At 43.4% G+C, this 21,353-nt stretch carries 19 protein-coding genes; all 19 read right to left on the reverse strand.

What is annotated here, in order from left to right:
* Positions 1 to 70 precede the first annotated feature (70 nt).
* Positions 71 to 571 carry a PrgI family protein gene (locus tag WKT17_RS04565; protein WP_117689847.1) on the reverse strand — a complete coding sequence of 167 codons (501 nt, stop codon included), beginning with the start codon at positions 569 to 571 and terminating at the stop codon, positions 71 to 73.
* 23 nt (positions 572 to 594) lie between these two features.
* A complete protein-coding gene (locus tag WKT17_RS04570; RefSeq protein WP_117689846.1) occupies positions 595 to 1,407 on the reverse strand; it encodes a DUF4313 domain-containing protein in 813 nt (270 codons plus the stop codon).
* 17 nt (positions 1,408 to 1,424) lie between these two features.
* Positions 1,425 to 2,369, reverse strand: a complete 945-nt coding sequence (locus WKT17_RS04575; protein WP_233435077.1) for a DNA-methyltransferase — start codon at positions 2,367 to 2,369, stop codon at positions 1,425 to 1,427.
* 12 nt (positions 2,370 to 2,381) lie between these two features.
* On the reverse strand, positions 2,382 to 3,218 hold the full coding sequence (locus tag WKT17_RS04580) for a hypothetical protein (RefSeq protein ID WP_025577460.1): 837 nt from the start codon (positions 3,216 to 3,218) through the stop codon (positions 2,382 to 2,384).
* A 47-nt stretch (positions 3,219 to 3,265) separates the two neighbouring features.
* On the reverse strand, positions 3,266 to 3,604 hold the full coding sequence (locus WKT17_RS04585; protein WP_021651237.1) for a hypothetical protein: 339 nt from the start codon (positions 3,602 to 3,604) through the stop codon (positions 3,266 to 3,268).
* 111 nt (positions 3,605 to 3,715) lie between these two features.
* Positions 3,716 to 5,797, reverse strand: a complete 2,082-nt coding sequence (locus WKT17_RS04590) for a VirD4-like conjugal transfer protein, CD1115 family (protein WP_178105376.1) — start codon at positions 5,795 to 5,797, stop codon at positions 3,716 to 3,718.
* A gap of 42 nt (positions 5,798 to 5,839) precedes the next feature.
* Positions 5,840 to 7,003 carry a PcfB family protein gene (locus WKT17_RS04595; RefSeq protein ID WP_117689844.1) on the reverse strand — a complete coding sequence of 388 codons (1,164 nt, stop codon included), beginning with the start codon at positions 7,001 to 7,003 and terminating at the stop codon, positions 5,840 to 5,842.
* A gap of 10 nt (positions 7,004 to 7,013) precedes the next feature.
* Positions 7,014 to 7,433, reverse strand: a complete 420-nt coding sequence (locus WKT17_RS04600) for a hypothetical protein (protein WP_117688068.1) — start codon at positions 7,431 to 7,433, stop codon at positions 7,014 to 7,016.
* Entirely contained in the window at positions 7,434 to 8,387 is a 954-nt protein-coding gene (locus WKT17_RS04605; RefSeq protein WP_117688067.1) for a hypothetical protein, read from the reverse strand.
* Complete coding sequence (locus WKT17_RS04610; RefSeq protein WP_117689843.1) at positions 8,388 to 9,803, reverse strand: relaxase/mobilization nuclease domain-containing protein; 1,416 nt, start codon at positions 9,801 to 9,803, stop codon at positions 8,388 to 8,390.
* Positions 9,804 to 9,806: 3 nt separating this feature from the next.
* Entirely contained in the window at positions 9,807 to 10,130 is a 324-nt protein-coding gene (locus WKT17_RS04615) for a plasmid mobilization protein (RefSeq protein WP_072448023.1), read from the reverse strand.
* A 512-nt stretch (positions 10,131 to 10,642) separates the two neighbouring features.
* On the reverse strand, positions 10,643 to 12,166 hold the full coding sequence (gene dcm / locus WKT17_RS04620) for a DNA (cytosine-5-)-methyltransferase (protein ID WP_117689842.1): 1,524 nt from the start codon (positions 12,164 to 12,166) through the stop codon (positions 10,643 to 10,645).
* Between the two features lie 249 nt (positions 12,167 to 12,415).
* Positions 12,416 to 12,640 (reverse strand): hypothetical protein, encoded by a 225-nt coding sequence (locus WKT17_RS04625; RefSeq protein ID WP_025577443.1) that lies wholly within the window; start codon positions 12,638 to 12,640, stop codon positions 12,416 to 12,418.
* A 12-nt stretch (positions 12,641 to 12,652) separates the two neighbouring features.
* Positions 12,653 to 13,714, reverse strand: coding sequence for a DUF3991 domain-containing protein (locus WKT17_RS04630; protein ID WP_158555582.1), 1,062 nt, complete (start codon positions 13,712 to 13,714; stop codon positions 12,653 to 12,655).
* Positions 13,695 to 14,750 (reverse strand): hypothetical protein, encoded by a 1,056-nt coding sequence (locus WKT17_RS04635; protein ID WP_242999531.1) that lies wholly within the window; start codon positions 14,748 to 14,750, stop codon positions 13,695 to 13,697. The genes WKT17_RS04630 and WKT17_RS04635 overlap by 20 nt, the downstream gene beginning before the upstream one ends.
* A 65-nt stretch (positions 14,751 to 14,815) precedes the next feature.
* Positions 14,816 to 15,124, reverse strand: coding sequence for a hypothetical protein (locus WKT17_RS04640; RefSeq protein ID WP_116441961.1), 309 nt, complete (start codon positions 15,122 to 15,124; stop codon positions 14,816 to 14,818).
* A gap of 76 nt (positions 15,125 to 15,200) precedes the next feature.
* A complete protein-coding gene (locus tag WKT17_RS04645) occupies positions 15,201 to 20,639 on the reverse strand; it encodes a SpaA isopeptide-forming pilin-related protein (RefSeq protein WP_340271879.1) in 5,439 nt (1,812 codons plus the stop codon).
* A 130-nt stretch (positions 20,640 to 20,769) separates the two neighbouring features.
* The gene (locus WKT17_RS04650) at positions 20,770 to 20,922 is read right to left on the reverse strand and encodes a hypothetical protein (RefSeq protein ID WP_155512673.1); all 153 of its coding nucleotides are present in this window, start codon (positions 20,920 to 20,922) and stop codon (positions 20,770 to 20,772) included.
* A 13-nt stretch (positions 20,923 to 20,935) separates the two neighbouring features.
* Positions 20,936 to 21,352, reverse strand: a complete 417-nt coding sequence (locus WKT17_RS04655; RefSeq protein WP_117688060.1) for a hypothetical protein — start codon at positions 21,350 to 21,352, stop codon at positions 20,936 to 20,938.
* Between the last annotated feature and the right edge of the window lies 1 nt (position 21,353).

A 21,353-nucleotide genomic window follows, 5' to 3' on the forward strand; every position in this document is an offset into this window, starting at 1 on the left:
TACATGTCTGTGTATCCCTCTCCTGAAATGGAGAGCAGGCGCTATTTCACGCCTTGATTGAATATTCTGGTCAACGGTACATCTTATACCACACCGCTGCTGCCGCACCAAGTACAATCATCACTACCGTTACAATTCCCATACGGATTGCCTTCTTTTTCACCACGTTGACATCACCACCTTTCTTCTCTTTTTTATGTTCCTTTTTCCTTTGCTGTACTTCCCGTTCTTCTTCCTGACGGGTTTCCATATAAATCTGTTTCAGTTCCTGCACCGATTCCGTAGAGCCATACACCAAAGGGCGGTTAAAAAAGGAAAAATAAATCATCTTCCCTGCAAACTGCCAGAATGTCAGCCCATGATAGTTATAAAACCCAGTCAGTGCCAGAGGTACAACAAAAGGGGTTGCCACATAACAGCTCAAAGTAATCCCGATTTTTTCATACAAAAGCAGGACAATCCCAGTTCCTACGCCCAATGCCAATGCCGAAAACAAAAACTGTTTTGCTGTAAGTCCTAGAACCAGGGATTCTTTATAATGCTGTAGGTCCTCACTTAATTCAATCTCCATACATAACCTCCTGTATCTGTTTTTTATCTGCTCTGTCTTCGCTCTTCCTGCATGGTTTTCTGTAATCCATGTTGATTGCAAAAGGCGGCAACCCCAGCCTGGTCAAACTTACGCAGCTCCTCCAGATGAAATTTCACCACCGCGTACTGCCCCATACCGGATTGTGCCTTCCAGGGAAGCAAAGTTCCCAGTCCATGCTCCTGAATAAATTGGATATTTTCCTTACTAAAATCACCGCTGATACAGGCAGTTCCAGGTTCCAGGCAATATCCGGGAAGGTTTACGGTCAAATCTGAAAACGGTTCCCACGCCCCATCTTCCTTACTATACAGTTCCACATAAAGGTTCTGGTTCATTGCGTAATAATCTACCCGCAATGCCAGTTCTTCGGTTTCATACGCCCATTGAAAATCTGCTGTTTTGATTTCCTTTTGAAATTCTGGATTTTTTACTTCTCCCCGTTCCTGGTATGCCTGCTCATAGGCTGCATATCCCTCCGGGTCCAATTTCTTTAAAGTTTCTTCCTGAAATTCAAACAGTGGATATTCCATACAACCAGAACAGCAAATTTCTTCTTTTAACTGTCCAAGCCCGTTTTTTTTGATAAATTCTACGATCTGCTCCAGATCATAGCCTGGGAGCAAAAAGGTCTGGTTCTTTTCCAGCGGAATTCCCATATCTGTGGTCAATTCAAAAAGTTTCCATATCTCTTCCTCTTTTTCCGTAAACACACAAACTTTGATGTTTTTATCAGCCGGATAAGTTGCAACTTCCAGCCAGACCTCATAGATCTCCCCATTGCCAAAATCCAGGCTGAGTTTTTCTTCCTGTTCCATTTACATATCCTCCCTTCTTACCGGCTCCTGCTCTTTGCAGACAGAAGCCTTTCTTTTCCCTTTTCAAAATATTCTTCATTAATTTCAATGCAGATTGCATTCCGTTCATTTAAAAGTGCTGCTTCCCCCAGGGAAAACGAACCTGCAAACTGATCCAGTACCCACTCCTTTTCTTCTGTTACAAATCCAAGGATCTGCTGCAAAAGTTGCACTGGTTTTTCTGCCTGATGAATACGGGAGTTTTTCCCTGGCGGTTCAATGTCAAAGACCGTTGGAAGCATTCCCCTGGCGCCTGACATATAGTGGGATATTCCTGGCTCCGCCTTATCCTTTTTCGCATCTGGGCGTAAATTCCTGGCTTTTCCTTTCGTAAAAAATGCAATCTCTTCCGTATTTTTAGATTTTCTTCCCGTATTGGCAACGAAATTTCCTTTTTTCCAGGCGACTTTTGCATAATATTCAAGTCCTGCTTCTTTCGCCATTTTTTTCATCTGATAGAGGTATTCATAATTTTCCCCATTTTCTTCCGGCATGAACTCTACCAGAAAACACCCTTTTTTCAACACCCGGTATTTTTCATCAAAGTCTTCCTGCGTATATTGAAAACATTCATAGGCGGCAAAATCCCGGTTTCCCCCTTTCAGGCTTTTTTTCAGGTCATAAGCATGGTCTGTAATAATGGCATCTATACTGTTATCTTTTAAAAAGCTCAAATCCCTGCCATTTCCCTGAACCAGCATACAAGTTACCTCTTCTCCGTCCTGTTCTTTGGTAACCGTATAGACTCCTTTGGCTATCCTGGAAAAAAGCCCCTTTTCTATTCCCTCATAAATTCTTGCCCGGATACTGGGTTCTTTTACCTCTTTTACCTGTTCTACACAAGCCACTGCTTCTTTAAGGCTGAAGCATTCTGCGTCCTGAAAATATTCAAATAGTGTCATCTGTATCCCTTTTTCCTGCACAATCCTTTCCTCCTACAATCCCAGTGCCCTGGAAGTCAGGTTCTGCGCTCCTTTTACAGTGCCTACCGTCAGCGCAACCGTAAAGGTCATTTCCCCCAAATAAATCAGGGTTTTGGCCCAGTCCTCATAATCTCCGGTAAAGGTCGGAAGTCCGGAGGAAATAAACTGGTTACACAAAAGAATTGCCAGCGCCATTGTGACTGCCTCAAAAACGACACTGATAAAATATTTCATATAGGCTACAAAGGTATTGCTAAGCCCCCGGTTTCCAGCCAGGGTACTGCTGGCAATCGCCCCAAAAGGTACAATTACCATAATTTTCAAAAAGCGGAAATAAACATTGTACAGCAGGAAGAAACCACAGATAATAACGATTAAAGACAGGAAAACAGCAAGTATCAGGAACACGATACTGGTTCCAAATCCCAAATCTTTGATCACTTCTGCCTGCGCCGGGTCAATGGATAACTCCACACTCTGGTTTTGCCCCAAATGCCCCACCAGGTTTCCACAGGAAGTAAACAGGGCTTTCATAATGGTAATGTTATAAGATACCAGCCACTGTGCAATGGCAACCCGGATAAACATACGGAGGATTGCTTCAAACCGGATTTCTTCCCGGATATCTACCGACTCTGCACAAAACCCAATGACGAAAAAAAGGACTACCAGGGCAGAGCCTATCCCAACAAAAAGGGGTTCAATCCCTTCAATGATCCCCCAGGGCCCGCCTCCTTTGAACCCGGTAGGGGACTGTCCTAAAAGTTCAAATACGAGGCTGACCTGGTTATTCCAAAATCCAAACACGATTTCCAAAAGTGCAAGGATCGCCTCTCCTAAATTAAACATCACTTCACCTCTCTTCTTATCTGCTTATCTCAAAAAGAAGAATGGTTTTAGCTAATTCCCAGGAAAGTAAGAACGGAGGAAATGGCTGCCATAATAAGCCCTGCAACAATTCCTTTAATGGCACTGTTCATAGAAGAACTGTCCTGCTGTTGGTAAGCCTGTGCAAATTCCATCACGTTTTTTGCCAGGATAATCACACCCACCGCACCGATAATACTGATCACCAGTGTCTTTAAATTCATAAGCGGCTGTGTTACGTCACTTACCCCGGAAGCCATGACAGTCTGGGGGAACAGGGAAACAGTGGCAGCGCTTACTGCCAGGACTCCCAGTAGAGATTTTTTCAAGCGGTTCTGTTTCTTTCTGATAACCTCTTTGATCTTCATATCTTTTTACTCCTTTTCATGTGATTAATACCGCATTACGCAAAAAGACAGATTTTTGAAAACCTGCCCTGCGTAATGCAAAAACTACAGGTTTCCAAAAATCTGCCTTCTTTAATCCGAGGCTGTTTCTTTTGTAAATTTTTTACGGATTTCCTTCATCTTTTCAGCACTGTTTTTTGTATCTGCCATTTGAAGGATTTTATCATACGAAATTCCAGCACCAATGGCAAGCATGATTTCTCCCAACTGTTCCTCATTATAAACATGGCTTTCCAATAATTCAGAAAGTTTTTCTTCCTCTGTCTGTACCGGTTTTTCCGTTTTCTTCGGCGGCCTCACCTCCTCTACCGTTCTCTTCTTCTGGTTCTCTTTCAGCTCTTCCTCCGAAAAAATCTTCTTAGGAATAGGCTCATAAGAAAAAATTTCATCAAAAGACAGTTCCACAATCTGAACATCTTCTCCCTGTTCCTTTTTCTTCTTATAATAATCCAGGGATTCTTCACTTAAAATCTGTACCGCCTGTTTTTGGGCAGCCATTCTGTCATGGATATAAGGCGCAGCCCCGCCATCTTCTGTTTCCGAAAATCTGGAGTGTGCAAAAGTATTGTATTTCTTATCAATAATAGGATCACAACCCCTGATTAACAAAATACACTCTGAGTTATCCAGCTTTCGGGTTTCGTCCGGTGTCAAAAGCTCACGCCCCAGCACATCATAATTCCGGGAACTGCTCCCTTGCCGGCCTTTGGTTTCCCCACTGCTTTTTTTATCAATGGTTCCTTTTCCCAGGGACTCACTGATATACTTATGCGTGGACTGTTCATTCCCACCAAGATATACCAGAGAATCACAATTACCCGGTATGGTTTCCCAGGTTTTCTCAAACAAAGCCTTGATCTGGGCAAGGTTTTGGATAAAAATGGTACATGAAATATTCCTGGAACGCATGGTACTAAGGAGGCTGCAGTAGTCATCTGGCAATGGCACGTTGGCAAATTCGTCCAGCATAAAATTGACGTTAATGGGAAGTTTTCCATTGTAATGGAAGTCTGCCTGGTAATACAATTCCTGGAAAATCTGGGAATAAAGCATACCAATTAAAAAGGCATAACTCTTATCCGAATCCGGCGTTACACAAAAAAGTGCAGTCTTCCGGTTTCTGTCCCCGTCAACACCAAGCCCAATCTCCTCAATCTCCATTTCATCATGATCCAGAATCCGCAAAATTTGTGGGTTCTGTAACAATCCCAGCCTTGCATTTGCGGAAATGATGATACTCCTTACCGTATCTCCGGCACCCCGGACCACTTTATTATACTGGATTAAAGCAGGGTGATTGCTTCCCTTTTTTCTCTCCAGTCTGCGGAAACGCCGGTCTAAATCAGAAGGGGAACCGTCTGCATGGACTTCCGCCTCATTCAAAAGCTGCAGAACCATACGGAAATTCCTTTTCTCCATTTCACACTCCTGCCACACATAAAGAAAAATGGCCTGCAAGTACAAAGACTCGGCTTTCTCCCAGAATGGATCACTGGGCTGTGCGTTTTTCGGTGTGGTATTATTGATCAGGTTGGTAACCAGTTTTACAATATCTGTTTCAGAGCGGATATAGCGGAATGGATTATATCCGTTAGACTGCTCCATTTCCACCAGGTTCAGCACCCGTATCCGGTATCCATGCGCTTTCAGCATACCTCCGCAGCATCTTAAAATCTCCCCTTTGGGATCTGTAATGATCTGGGAAGCCCTGCTTAACTGAAGGAGATTGGGTTTCACCATGAACAAGGTTTTTCCAGCGCCGCTTCCTCCGATTACCAGGACATTTAGGTTTCTCCTGGTCTTTCTGGTATTCATGGACAGCCTGACATTCTGGGATAAGATCAGGTTATTGTGTTCATCTTTATCCGCAAACTGCTTTGCCACTTTTTTCGGATCTGCAAAAACAGCGGTACCAAATTCCTGTCCCGGCATATAGTTTTTCCGGCTGGTGACATACATGACCATACCAATCACATATACAAAAATCCCCAAAATGATTGCTTTTAAGGAAGTTTCGTTCCAATAATTGGCAAACGGGGCTACCATCACCTGATCCAGACGGTTTAAAAAATAATTGATATCCTTTCCGGGCTGATAACACACGTTCAAGAGATAACCTCCATAGCCGGAAGCTATGCCACCAATAAGATACATGCCCCAGGACTGTTTCTTCTTTTTCTGAATTGCTCCGGTTCTCTACCTCCTTTGCCCCTGTATGGTTCTTCTCCCTGCTTCCAGGTTCTGTTGTGCCTTCCTGTAATTCTGCTCCCTTCTTCTGCGTATCTTTTCCTGCTCCTGTCTGGCGCGTTCCCTGTGTACCGGGTCATAGCTTTCCCTATATAAATCTTCCCCCGAAGTTTTTCTAAGAAAACGGTCCTCCAGGTCTAAAATTGCATACTCCTTCTTCTTTTCCAATCCTGCAAAAATCGTCTTATGGTCATTAATCCAGCTAATTTCCGATTTATCCAGCCAGATAAATTCATTCTTACGGTACGGAATCCTGGTTTTGATATGATGCTCTGTTTCTTCATATACCAGCTTCTGGTCTATGGTAATGGCATTCACACCTGGATTGTTCCGTTTCTCCTTTTGGATACGCCGAATGACCTGCATCTTTTCTTCTGTTTCCTGGCTGCTTCCAGTGCTGCGTCTTTTGGCTTCCTCTTCCCCAAACAACTGTTTCCACTGCTGGGAATCTACCAATTCTTCAACCTGTTCCGGTGTCCTGGTCAGTGTCACCGTACCTTCCTTCCCTTTCTCCAAAATCCCCTGTTCTTCCATGTAGCAGATAATCGGCCAGATCTGAAGCCAGGTCATATTCAGACGGGAACGGACATCACTGATCTTCTCCACCTGGTTTTTCGCCAGCTCCCGCGCAACCAGTTCACACTCCTTCGACTCCGGCAGGGCAGGCTTTTTTACTTCTTCTACCAACTGCTCTACCTTATCCGGCTCTGCATTTTCATAGTATTCATCTAACGTCCCAATATTGGAATGTTCAATTTTTGCCATCATGGACTGAATACGGGGCGCTGCCTGGGAATGGAACAAAATTTCACTCATACCGTCCTTCTCATTTAAATCCGGCAAAATGGAATATAAAATCCCATACTTATTTGCCAGGGCTTTTACCCGCTCCAGGTCTTTTGTTTCAAAACGGAAAACCTGTAAATCGCCTCCCATTTTCAGGAGCTTTTGTACAGAAGTTTTCCCTGACAGTTTTTCCTGATCCAGAACTTTTTTAAATACCGCACAAATATCTTTTACAAACTGCCAGCCTGTATTTCCCATTTTCAGAATGATTTCTGCGCCTTCAAAGGAAACTTTAATAATCTGCGCCGCATCTTGTATTTCACTCATGCTCTCCCTCCTATCCCATTGCCCTGTCCTTTTTTACTGGAACAGCCGCCTTTATTTTTCCTTCTGTAAGCATGGCTTCCAGGTCATACTGGATATTTTCCTGTTTTAAGAGAGCCTCCAGCATGTGGTTTGCTTTTTCCTTTTCATAGGTCATATATTGAAGCTGAAAAATATAATTCTCAATCTGCAAAATATTTTCCGGAACCTGAAAAAACGGTTCAAGGTAATGGGAAAGGATACGCTCTTTTTCTTCCTTTCCTGCATGAGGCGCCTGTAACTGCAAAATAATTTTTTCTACCTCTTCCATAGACTCCTTATGAAAAGCAATACGGTACAAATCCTGTTTCTGCTCCCTGGTAAGAAAGGGCTGTTCCTTTTCGGCAGCTTCCAAAAGGGAAAATGTTTTTACCACATGTTCAAGTTCTGCCATTTACACACCCGCCTTCCGTTTCCGCATCAAAAGGATAATTTCCCGCATTTTTTTCATTCTCTCCGGTGAAGGGCTGTTCTCCATCACCTGCAGGATTTCTGCATCTGCCAGCCCGCTTTCTACGCACTGGCGGATTTCTTCCAACTGCTCTGCGGACAGGTTATATTCCAGGATCTTCTCCACAACACTTTTCGGTACTTTTTTCCCAAGCATGGCAATCCCAAGCATCCGGCGCTTACTTTTTTGCAGCCCTTCTGCTGTTTGTATGCTTTTTTCTTCCAATACCACTTTTGTTTCCCTGGAAGCAGCTTCTGTCTTTTCCCTGTGTTTTTCTGCTTCTTTTTTCAGATCCTGAATTTCCTGCTCTTTCTTTGCCAGCTTTTCTTTTAATTCCTGTATGTTTTTATCTTTGTATTGCAGGTTCTCATACAGGTCTTTGATCTCCTGGTTTTTCTCTTCAACAACATGCTCCTTTACCAGAGAGGACAAGGCTGTAAAACGGTCATTGCTTTCCCGAAACTGCTGAATGGATTGTTCCATGATCCCCATAAGATTTTTCATATAAGAACGCATTTCTTCATCTTTCGGAACCTCTTTTTTTGCCTTTGACTCTTCCAGTTGTATCCGCATAGTCCGCATACGACTGGCCGGCAGTTCATTTCCGGCATAGGTTTTCACCTCTTCCAGATCCAGCCCGTTTTTTAAGCCCTCTACGATTTCCCGTACCTGGAACTGGTTATAATTTCCTTCACATAAAAAGTCGATTTCCCCAATCCCTTCCATAAGCCCTATGATGATTGCTTTCATCACCGGGGCTTCCTGGTTGCTCTTAACTACCTTCTGGATATCCGAAACAGGAAGACCAAAATCCAGCCCCATAGAAACTGCGTCTATCTGTTCCTCTTTTAAAACTTTCCGGCATTCTTCCAGATACCGTTGTCCTTCTACTGTCATTTACCCTCCTTTTCCTCTGCCCCTCGCAGACGGTTTCCTATTCTTTTCCTTCTGCTGTGCTTCCAACTTTTCTTTTTCTTCTGCTTTTTCACGCAGACGCTCTGCAATCCTTTTTTCTTTTAAGATTTTTTTCCGTTCGATCCGCAAACGCTCCTCTTTCTCAAAGAAATAAGCGTCTGTCTGTTCTGCCTCAGACAAGGAATATCCCATTTCTTTTAACTGCCCAAGAAGGTTTTGGTATGTCTGGTGGTCTTGAAAAAATTCCTGATACCCTTCCTGATAAAGTTCTGCTTCCATCTGTTTTTCCTGCAGCTTATTGAGAAGCAGAAGCATTTCCTCATAAGGAACCATTTCTTTTCGTAGCTGCTTTCTTGCCCTGCTGTTTTCCCAAAGCTGTTCCTTTGTTGCATCAGAAATGGCTTTCAACTGCGCCTTATCCTGTATGCGATAAGCTGCCAGAAAATCAAATTCCTCCTGCAATTTTTTCAATTCATGGATTGCTGCCCTGTATTTCCAGGTTTTAGAGTCTGCCATTGGTTTCCCCTGCCGGTACCTGCGAAGAAAACGTTCCTTCTGGTATCTGGTCAAATGCCGCTCCCGGTATGGGATAAACACATACGTCCATTCTACCGGTATCTCCTCTCCGGTCATTTCCGGGATTGGAAGGCGTCCAAAACGCTGCCGAAGCCTTTCCTCTGTATATTCTTCCCCTAGCTGGTCAAGCCGTCTTGCCCTTCCTGCTCCGGGTTCCCGAACAGAAAGGTGCTTTCTCCCCCGCAACTCATATCCCATGCTGAAAAGATTTTCAAGAAACTCCTCATAAGAACCTGCGTCCTGTAATGCCTGGTCCACATCTCTTCTGATCCGCCTGTCCCGTTCAGAAAGAGATTTTTCTTCCTGTCCTTTTTGTTTGCGTTTTTCCTTTACTTCTTCCAGCTCCAGCACAGATAAACCATGCTCCCTGCATATCCGGTTGGTCAGAGGCTGGATACTGTTTTCCCAATCCCCGTTTTTATAATCGTATTTATATCCCGTAGTACAGCGTACTGAATTAAAAATAATGTGCCCATGAATATGGTCCGTATCATTATGGACTGCATAAACCGCTTCAAAATCCTTCCCAAGAAATTCTGCCACAAACTCTCCTACCACTTGGAAGGCTTCTTCTTCCGAAACCTCATCTTCCTCAAACGAAAGAATGAAATGGTAGCCCTGCCTTTTATCCAGCTTTCCAAAATGACGTTTAGTATCTACCATCTGGGATAATGCCTGTTCAGGAATACAGTTATGTCCACAGACATAGCGGCCATGTTCTGTTTTCTCCGGGTTCATAATATAGCGAAGACCGTTTGCCAGATGTTTTGCCGGATAACCCGTTTTTGCCTGTTTCATGTGCAGGCACTTTGTAATTGCCATAACCTACAGCCTTTCCTGCACCTGGCTTACCAGTGTTTTTATCTGCTTCAAAAACACATACAGACGGTGTTTATCTTCCCTGGAATAAAGGGCGCTGTTATTGTTATGGGTAATCTGGTTGATGTTTACACCAATCCGGTTGATTTCCTGGTTCATGCGTTCCAGTTCCTTGCGGATTTCCGGGTAATCCCTGGGACGGTTGGTAATCAGCATACGAAGATACTGGGAATCAGAAAGCCCCATCTTTTCTGCCTGTTTTTGTAACTCTTCCAGCTCCCACCGATACAGCCGGATTTCTTTTCTACATTTCATTGTTTCTTTTTTCATGCTCCCCCTTTCCTTATCTTTATCACAGATTTCATCTACCGATTTCTACTTCAACGCTATCTGCTGTCAACTCCTAAGACCTGCTATCGGTCACTGTATAACTTCCCGGCGTCCGGACTGGCTATGCCAGTCCTCTGCAAGATACGGATTTTACCGTACAAAATCCCATCTTGTTAGGGGGCACCCCCTAATACCCCGGATAAAATAGATAGCACAACGCAGATACTGATAGCAGACCTGCGTTCCATATAGGGAAAAACCGATAGCAGTTCCAAACATCTGCTATCGGTTTTTCCACTTCCTACTTCTATTTCTGCTAACAAAACCCCAGTTCTGTTAGCAAATCTGCCAGCCTCCTGTGTCTGATGTGACAGCAGTTCTTCCATTCTGCTATCAACGCCTTTTGTACAGACTCCTTGCAAGCTGCTTCTTCTTCCGCAATTTCTCTCTTTCCAACAAGTATGGGAAGACTCTCTATGGACCATTTGCCGCTTTGGGTTTCTCTTATGAAATTATTGGTTTACCTGTTCTTCCAAACGCTCCAATGCCTTTTCAAAAGCTCCAATCCCACTGAAAAAGGAAGAAAGCCGGATATCCTCAAACAGATATGGCATGGCTTTGTATAGTTTCAGAAAAATATAGTACAGCACATCAACAACAATGGAATTTCCTGCCTGTTTGTAAAGCTGGCTGTTGCTTATGCCTGCTTCTTTTGCTTTCCAAAAATCCGCATCGGAAAAGCCCATAAGCCGGAAGCATTCTAAAGGTGTCAGCCTCCGGATACGGAACAAAGACTCTAAGCGGTGTATTCCATTTGATGTCGTAAGCGTAGGGCAGAGTTCCCCATGCTCCTGTACCCTTCCCCGTTTTTCCACAGACGGATAACTAAGATTTACAACACCATTTTCCAAACATTCCTCATAACCTTTCTGTGTCTTTTGACGTACCAGAATGATATTATCTTTTTGCACAGAAGTAAGGGTATGGCAGACTTCTTTTTCTCCCAGTTCCAAAGTCTGCACAATCCGGCCTTCCCGATCATACCTGCCCCGGATTGCTCCTGGACATTTTTCTACAATCTTTGGTTGGTCATGCCCTGCTAAAACCGCACCGCTGCTTCCTAAAGGGGAATAAATAACCCCGCTTGAACCATAGCCGGTATGAATATCTCCCACTTGAAGAATTTTGGGCTGCTGTCCGCCACCACCACAGGCAGTTACCGTAGGGCAGCACCCGTCTGGCAGATAAACCCGTCCAGTCTGTTCAAACACCCCTTTGATATTTCCGGCCCGTTTTACCCGGTTTTCCCGAAAAGCCTTCAGGCTTTTTTCGTCCGGCTCAAACAAAAGCGCTTTTCTCTCTTCCATATCTTCAATCAAGCGGCGTACTTTTTCCTGGGATAAGTAGTATTTTTCCTCTACCGTATCCTCCAGAATATCCATAAGGCACTGGAAGGACTCCAGCGGTTCCGGAAACTGGAATGTTCCATTATCCATTTCCTTCTGTATCAAAATCAGATATACCCGTTCCCTGTTCTGTGGTATTCCATAATGCTTTGCATTAAGAACACTCCAATAGGTGTGGTATCCGTATTCATGCAGTTCTTCTTCAAACAACCGGAATGTGGTATCCCGGAATTTTTTTCCTACAATATTTTTTACATTTTCGTAAATTCCCCATACTGGTTTGACACCCCGTATCATACGGAGCCACTCCACCAGAAGGGAAGAACGTGTTTTATCAATATCATGGGAACCACACATGCCGCAGGCGTCCCTTTTGGAATAATGTACCTGCAGAGGGTTATACTCATACCCGCAGCTTCGGCATTTCCAAACCGCACCTGCCTGCTTGCCTGCCAGGGAAAAATCCTGACAGGGGCTTCCGCCACAGATCATGTTAAACGGTTCAATCTCCCTTTCGTCCACTTTTGTAATATCTCCCAGATTCAATGTTTCACTTGTACCATGAATCGCACAATAACTCTTTGCTGCATATTTATCAAACTCACAAAAATTCACCAAACTATATTTCATTCCTCATATTTCATGAGGTGTAGCTACACATTTTACCTAGGATTACTCACTTATTTCCTCCTGTCTCCTAAATTTTTTATAGTCTTCATGAGAAATCCACAGCTACAAACGAAATATCCATCTGGCATTACCTTACAATCATAGAATCACCCCTTCCCGTATCCAGAGTTTATCCTTCTGTCAAAAATTCTGTTGGTCTGCACCACCTCCTTTCCTAACACTCCCACTTTCGGATTGGTTATTTCTTTCTCACCGCTCTTCTTTCCTGATGTTTGCCAGCACCCTGGACACATACGCCTGCTTGGGTATCCCCATGCGGTATCCCTGCCGCTCATAGCTCTCTTCGATAAACGCAACCCGTACACGTCCATGCAGTTTCCTCTTTCCTATCCACTGCACTACTTTTTCCATCTCCGCTTCGCATTCGTCGATCTCCCATTTTTTGAAACATTCCTCATCATAGCTATTTTCCAAAAGAATACCCTCCTATCTTGCCTGTGCTATCTGGTATGATACTATGTTCCTGTGTCCTACCATTTTTTCTATCTTTTGTATGTTTGTCCCTTTTGTTTCAGTAAGAAGCGGCCTTTCCTTTTCTACCAGGCTGGAAAGCTCTTGGTTTTCCTTTTTATACTGCAAAAAAGCATTATAGTCTTTTCCCATAGGTGGAAGACGTACAAAAACCTCATACTCCATAAGGGTATATTTTCTTGCCAATTTTTTTGCCGCTTGTCTTCCCGGCAGGTCATTATCCAAACAGAACTGTATCTTCCTGATATGAGAATAATCTTTTAAGAACTTTTCCAAAGGACCATCGGAAAGCATTCCAAGTACCAGGATATTGTTCTGATAATCTTCCCGCAGTTCCATATCGGACATGGCATCAATGGCCGCCTCATATACATAGAGCGTATCACTGTTTTGGTCTACCAGATTAACCCCATAAGTTTTGTCATTCCCCGTAACATCTCCTTTAAAGGGTTTTCCATATTTATCCAGGGTTCCCCTCTGGCTGGCAAAACGTGGGATACCTTCCGTATCTTTTCCCACAAAAACCAGGTTATGGTACGTTCCGCTCTCATACAAAATCCCCTTTTTTACCCAAAAATCAATCATCTGCTTTGACAGCTTCCGCTGTTTTATCAGATAGCCATATAACCGGCAGCTGGTTTCTGATTTTGAAGGAAGTACAAAAGGTTCTTTCGGTATGTCTTTTCTCTGTTTTGTTTCTTCTATTTTTTCAGCCTGTCTTTCCGGTTGAAATTTTTGCATGGTTTCAGTACGGATATATCCGGCAAACTCCAGCAGATATTTGACTGCCTCCACAAAATCCATGTTTCTGAAATATTCCAGAAAGTCAATGGTGCTGCCACCTACCCCCTGGCTAAACCGGCACCAGGAAGACCGGTTGAAGATCATCACAGAGTCCATACCCACTGCCTGATAGAACCTGCCTTTCCTTTTCAATGGAATCCCTATCTGCTCCGCCAAATCCACTAAATCCACTGCCTTTGCAATCTGAATTTCTTCAGCCGTAAATTTTCCCATACTGCACCTCTTCATATTTCATATCCAGATAATGTGCCATTTCCGGGTGCAGAGCTTCAAAAGCAGTCAGGTAGCGGAAACAGGAACTATACTCTCCCTGTCCGGTACAAAATTCCCGCAGGCTCTTTTTTGAATACTGGGCGGGCTGGTTACACCAACGACTTAGATTGATATACATTCCCTTATAAACCTCCGGCGCCCGTTCCCATGCGGCATAGCGCATCAAATAAGCCAGGCACTTATACCGCATCAAAATCTCAATCCGTATGAAAACGTCCCGAATATCCTTTGCCCAAAAATCTGCTTTCCAGGTTCCTTCCCAGTCATAGCCGCACAGTACATACAGCTTAATTTTCTGGTAAGAAACTGGGATCACTTCCCGCAAAAGTTCCAATTTTCTTACAATAAGTTCCTGATCTTTGATATGGTCAAAGGCAAAAATCATACCGTTATCCAATTTTCCAGATGCCAGAAGTTCCATCTGCCTTTTCTGCATAATCCTCAGATCCAGCCCCTGCCGGAATTGAAACCGCCTGCCTGTTTCCAGGACACTGGAAAAGATTTTTTCCCACCCTGCACAGGCAAAAAAGTTATCGTCCAAAAAGCATAACTTCTTTCTGGACGGGTCATAAAATTCTTCCAATGGGCTTGCTGGTGCTGCACCGGTGCTGTTTTTGTTTACACAGAAACTGCACTTCCGAAAACATCCCCTGGTGAGGAAATCAATGGAATACTCCGTATAAAATTGGAACTCTTTCTTCTTTTTCTCTCCTTCGCTATGTTCTTTTACCATCTGGTCATACAAATGATAGTCCGGTGTATGGTGTTCAATCGCTTCTGGAAGTACCGGTGCTTTATCGTAAAAAAATCCAGTCCCTCCATAAACGGTTGTTTCCCTCGTCAAAATATGTTCCGGCACAAAGGTATCCGTAAACACTTTTGATACATAGAGCCGGTCATATTCCCCTGCCTGGCTATAATCCAAAAGAAGCTCTGTTTCAAATCCCTGCTCCTTCCAATAAGCGGAAAGTTTCATACATGCCAAGTTAGGAAACCGGTGTCTTTTCCGGTATAAAAGATCTGCATCTATAATCCCTATCCTCAACGCCTGCTCCTTTCCATACGGGTAGTTCCGGTTTTCTTCTCCCCTTTGACTGCCTCTTTTCTTTCTTCCTTTTCCTTGCATTCTGCCGGGCAATATGATTTTCCATTTGCTTCCATGATTTCTGCAAATTCACAAATATGGAACACCCTTGCCCCTACCTGTGTGTGGTATTCATCAATATAGGTACAAACCCGTTCTTCCCTTTTTCCATCTGGATATACAATCTCTATGGAGTCCCCGTCTGCTATGCTGAACAGGGTATGATAATGGCTGTCAATAAACCGTATTCTTTTTTTCTCTTCCATGCTTCTCACCTCATATTGCCAAAGAAAGGACAGCCGCAGCCGCCCTTTCCCAAGTTTAAAAACTGATTTTTATTTTCTATGCCTTTTTATGTCTTTTTCTGTAATAAAGTAGGCCTGCTACCATACCTGCACTTACACCAAGAGCCAGCAAAGGCAGGAACCAGTTTGTATCATCACCCGTTTTTGGTCCTGGTTTTACGGTACCTGGTGTTTCTGGTATTTTTTTATTCTGGATCTCTTTTACCACTTCAATGACTGGTGTTTTATCATTCTGATAGGTAAATACGATTTCCCACTCTTCTTCCGTCTTCTCATATCCCTTTAAGGTGGCAGTTTCTTTCAGCACATAGGTGATCGGTTCTTTGAAAACACCATTTTCATAAGTTCCAATTGGAAGTAGTTCTGAAACTGCTTTTCCATCTTTTCCAGTCTTCAAACGTCCTACTTCTTTTCCGGTTTCCTTTTCCAGCAGAACAAATTCTACTCCCTCTAAAGCTGCTTTACTGTCTGTATCCGTTTTTACGATAACCAGTTGTCCCATAGCACGCTCATCTTCCATCTTCACTTTCTGAATTTCTCCCGTTTCTTCTACTGTAAACTCCACGTCATTGGCCACAATATATCCGTCAACTGCCGCCTCTTCGTGCAGGGTATAAGTGCCTACCGGAAGATACTCAATCAGGTGTTCTTCTCCTGTGGTCCAGGACTCTACCACTTCCCCGTCCTGATCCAGGATCTGCAGCTTCGCCCCTTCAATCTCCTTACCATCTGTAATATCTGTTTTAGAGATAGAAACCTTTGTATGGTCGTCCTCCATTTTCACTTTTTGTACGTCCCCTGTTTCTTCCACAACAAATTTCACATCTTCTGCCCGGACATATCCCTGTTCCGTAGGCGCCTGCTCTTCATGCAGTATATATTCCCCTGGTGCCAGTGCGTAGACTACATGAGCTTCTTTTTTTGACACCCACTCTTCTACCACTTTTCCTTCCTGATCCAGGATCTGCATTTTGGCCCCTTCAATTTCCTGTCCACCGGTTAAATCTACTTTCGTAAACTCCGTAATAGTAGGCTGATTAGAAATTTCTTCTGAAAAAGCGAGCAGTTCAAGGGTCTGGTCTGTATAAGACGCATCAAAGGAACACACCTCATCATTTGGCAGGTATCCCGGCTTATGCTCTACTTCCTGAATATAGTATTTTCCATGAGGAAGATCTGCCTGAAATACCAGCTTGCCCTCTTCATCTGTTGTTCCCAGTTCAATCAAGGCATCTTTTTCTACAACTACTTCCCCGGCAGCATTTTTGATATCCTCCTGCGCATACAGCCCGAATACCACTCCTTCCAGCGGTTTTCCGGTTTCTGCGTCTTTCTTCAGAAGACTCAGGGAAACTTTCTGTCGCTGATTGGTAAGTTCCATTGTTACATAATCCACTGCTACTTCCTGTCCCTTATATGCAATTTCAAATTCTTTTGCTTCCGGGTCAAGCACACAGTTCTGACCTGCCTTTTCTTCCACTACATAGTATTTTCCGATAGGAAGATTATTCAGGACTGCCTTTCCTTCTTTATCTGTTACCATACGGGCTACCAGGGCATCTTTTTCATATTTTACAATGCGGTTTCCTGCTTCGTCTTTCTGTCCGTCCGGGGTATAAATGGTTTTCTTTGCATGAATGGCAAATTCTGCACCTTCCATATTCCCTTCTTCATAGTCAAATTTATAACCTTTCTCTTTTTCCATGACTTCTTCCCCGGTGAAGAAACTGCTTACCTGATTTACGAAACCTACTACACCGTTTTTCATCTTCGTCAGGATCTTTTCTTCTACTTTAGAAGCACCAGAAAGTTTTTCTCCCTTTTTATGGATTGTAAGGCTTCCTACTGCTTCATCATTATACTGTTCAATGACAACAATAAATTTACCGGTTTCCTCTTCTACCTGGTGTACAGTATCAGAATTTACGGTAATAGTGATCGGCGCTTTCTTTGCCTCCTGGTATGTGCCTCCGTCTGCAACTTCATTCAGTGGAACTTCCTTTCCGTCTTTTAAGAGGGCATTTTCAAATCCTACCTGTACATAATTTTCCGGCGCTTCCACTTCTTCAATCCGGTAAGTGCCACATTTTAACTGCTCCGGTGTAATCAGGTATCCCTCTTCGTTGGTCCTGAACACAGATACCACTTCTTTTTTCGGATATCTTACGATCATTTCCACATATTTTTCTGCTTCCACATCATAAATCTTATAAGCTGCACTGTTATCCAGCACCGGCTTCTGCGTCTGGGCATCTTTTTTCACAATCTTGAAGTAATACTGCAAAGGACGGTCATCAAACACACGCCATACCTGGGGTTCCCGGCTGTCTTCTGAAATCTGTACGATAAATGGACGAATCCCTTTTAAATTTTCCGGAACTGTAGACTCAAACACCACATAGGTTCCATAAGGAAGTTCTGGACTCTTTAAATATCCTTTCTTATCTGTAAACAGCTCTGGTACCGTAATCTTTTTACCATTCTCCCAATAAGAAGCGGTTTCGTCTTTGCTGTAATCATAGGTGATAAAATCTTCCGGGGTATAATAAGAACCATTTCCCGGCTTCAAACTTCCATCTTTTACACCAGACAGCTCACTGATGAGGAATACCTTAAATCCAGCTCCTTCTACCAGTTCTGTTTCTGTCTGCTCCCCGTCTTCTGAGATCTTGATAAGCTGAAAGGCCTGTTTCTTTACAGTTTCCTTTACAGTTACTTCCCGGTGTACAATCTGTACCTCCTGTCCTTCATACGAAACCTCTACGGGATACTCTGTTTCATCTAACAGATACCCTTCTGCCGGCTCTATTTCTTTCACGAAATAATTTCCAAGATACAGGTTTTTGAAATCTACAGTTCCTTCACTGGAAATCGTACCCTGCGCTACAAGTTCCCCTTTTTTATGGACAATCCCATCTTTCTTATTGGGGTGTTCAATATCTTCTGCAGCATATAACCCATATTTTGCCCCTACTAAGGTTGCGTCACCCTGGGAAATAAATCCCTGGGAATCCTGATCAATCTTACTTACATGAACTTCTCCCCGTACTTCCTCATTTTTAAAATCATGAGAAAAAGTATATGTGTAGGTGCTGTCGTCTTTATATTCATAGAAGAAACGATACACCTCATCTGTCATATAATACTTATCCGGTGCCTGGATTTCTTTTACGCTGTAATGGAAATTCAAAGGAATATCCGCATGGAACACAGCCATTCCTTCCCTGTCGGAAACAGCACGTTCCACCAGGCTTCCCTTTTCTACAAGAACCTTTCCGTCTGCCGCTGTCAGGTCTTCTTCTGCATACAATCCAAACGTCGCACCCTCCAGGGTAACGTCATCATGTTTCGATTTTTTCACTACATTTACGGAAATCTCCGGTCTTGCATTGGTAAAAGTGGTTTCCCCCTGGGATAACTCTACATTCTGTCCTGCATAGGACAAGGTTACAAACTGGGTACGTTCCTGTTCTGTTTTTCCAATCACCAGATTTTCCGGTGCTTTCTGTTCTACAACCTTATATTTTCCAAGATACAATTCTTTGGAAACAGCACTTCCATCTTCCCCGGTTGTCAGACTTTCTACCAGATCCCCTGCTTTATGCACCTTCGTCACTTTATCCTGGCTGTAAATATCCTCTGCCGCATAAATGTTATATTCTGCCCCTGCAAAGTCCGCATTTCCATATACAAAAGTCAGGTTCCCCTCTTCTCCGGTTACTCCAGTCAGAACCTCACCTTTTTTACGGATTGTGATTTTTCCTTTCTGTTCCTCATTCGTCACTGCAACAGAAGTTGTTTTTCCTGTTTCCAGCTTCACATTAAAAGACTCTGTATTCAGCTTATATCCTTCTGGAACAGAAATTTCTTTTAAATATACCGTATCCTGGGTTTTCGGAAGCTCCACCTCAGAAGTACCGTTGCTGTCTGTGGCCGGCATCTGCACAAGAAGATTTTTACATGCACTGTCTGAATAAATACCAAAAACAGCGCCGGACAGATTTACTTTACTGTTCTTATCTTTTTTTGTTACCTTTACCCTTGCCAGGTCCAGCCACTTCACCGTAAATTCCACAGAAGCACTTTCTTCTTCAAAAAATGCCCCATACCCAATGTCCTGGGAACCAGAACCCGTAGACAATACTAAGGTCTTCCACTGGGTTCCCATTTGTCCTTTCAGCTTACCGCTGTTCCATGTACCCGTTACAGTTTTGGGAGCGCTGAAATAGAATGTGGTATTCCCATTGATCTTTACGGTTCCTGTCTGTTTTGTACTTCCACTGTGATAAGTCACATTCTCTGGCATTTTTAAAGTAATATAGTTTCTATGGTCACCTTTTAAAGTAAATTCTCCGGTACGCTGTTCCTTTCCACTTTCATAAGCCTTTGCCTCCTTTGGGGACAATGTGATTGCTGCTGTCGGAGGTGCTTCCAGGCTGTAAATATGCTGGATATATCCCCACACACCGCTTGCCTTAATATCTTCAATGGTACAGCCATAAAAACCGTCCATGCCACAATAAGAATAAGCGGCAGCTAAATGCGTAAAAATATACTTTGTCTTCCAGTCAAAAGAGGGCATATACTCCCCAGTAATGTCCCCAGGACCGCCATATCCATAATAAAGGACTTTCTGTAATTCCGGGTTGCTTTCAAATTCATTGGCTACATAATCCGAGGTCGGCGGGGAAGCCTTCATAGACTCCAGACAATATGCCACATGGCCATTTACGGTGAAATAGGAAGTAGAATAGTTCCCCACGTTAGAAGGGTATGGGATTTTCTCTCCCTGTACCAGATGTACATTGCTTCCTTTTTGCTGCTCCATTGCTGCCGGAACAACCGATAAGAACATTCCCTTATCCTCTTTTGGTGTCAGATCAATCAACTCTGCCCCTGCATCTGGCATTTCCGGTTCTTCCGTCAGTACCTCCGGTATCTCCGGGTCAGGGTCCGCCTCACCGTCCTCACCGGAGCCATCTTCGGTATGCTGGCTTACTTCTCCCTGGGGTTCCTGTGTACTGTTTTCCCTTGCTTCTACCACAATTCTTCTCATAATCTGATAGGAAGGGTTTCCGCTTAACGGATCAACATGATAAAATGCCTGGTAAGAACCTGGGGTATTGAAATCAAAAGAATTGCCGGAGTCCCCTTCTGCTTTCAGAAACGTCACCTTTACTTTTTCATCATTTTTCTGAAACCCCCTGTAATCTGTTTCCAAGTCAAAGGACTCTCCTGCTTTTATGGTAAGGTCCTCTGCATACACCAGTTCTTCTTCTGTTAGTTGCTCCTTTACCTCTTCCAACTCCGGTAATGTTTCTGAAGCAGCCTCCTCCTGTTTTACTTCCTGTATCTGTGCATGTTCCTCAGACTGTTCAGAAGCCAGTGCGGTGATCCCTGTATTGAGTAACGTAGAACAACTAAGAAGAAGTGCCAGCGTCCCAGCCAGTAGCCTTTTCTTTTTTCCTTTCATCATAGCTTTGCTCCTTTTCATTTTTTCGTCAAAAAAAGCAGGCCACACAAGCCTGCTTTCCATTTTCTATCTTCTTTTTTCTATCATTTGTATACGGTCTGTCCCGTATCCAATGCACCTGTCAATCCCCTTTCTATTCCCTGCTCCCTGCATGGAACACTGCCAAAACAAGCTGCAGAACCAGCAGAAACAAACATATTACCAGTTTCCCTGTCAGATACAGCAGTTTCCCCACTGCAATGAAAATCCCTTTTACAACTTCCCATACACTTCTTCCTACTGCCATATCTTTTTCCTCCTTATTCTTCAAATGCCCCATAAAATTCCGCAAACCGTAAATCTTTTTCCATACAGGCTTCTTCCTTTTCCCTGTCCTCTGCTATCGCTCCACCGTCAGAAAGTTCTCCCTGAACTGCCTTTTCCAGCACACCTAGCTTCTCAAAGGCTTCTTCCTGTGCCATTGAAACCGCTTCTTTTACGATTTTACAAAATTGTTCTTTCTGGTTCTCCAGAAGGGTATTTAATAGTTTCATCTGCTGTACTTCTTCTTCCTGCTGTAGATACTTGGCAAAATAAACGATTGCTTCTGCTATAAAGTCGTCTTTTGTCTTGAAAATATCTTTGTTATACTCCTTCAGATACCGATAAGCCTGATGATGTACCGGTCTGCTTTTATACAGCCGCAGTGAAGTTGTATATACTTTTTCCGTATCCATA

The sequence above is a fragment of the Blautia sp. HCN-20427 genome (assembly GCF_037890365.1).
In the GTDB taxonomy this organism is placed as follows: Bacteria; Bacillota; Clostridia; order Lachnospirales; family Lachnospiraceae; genus Blautia.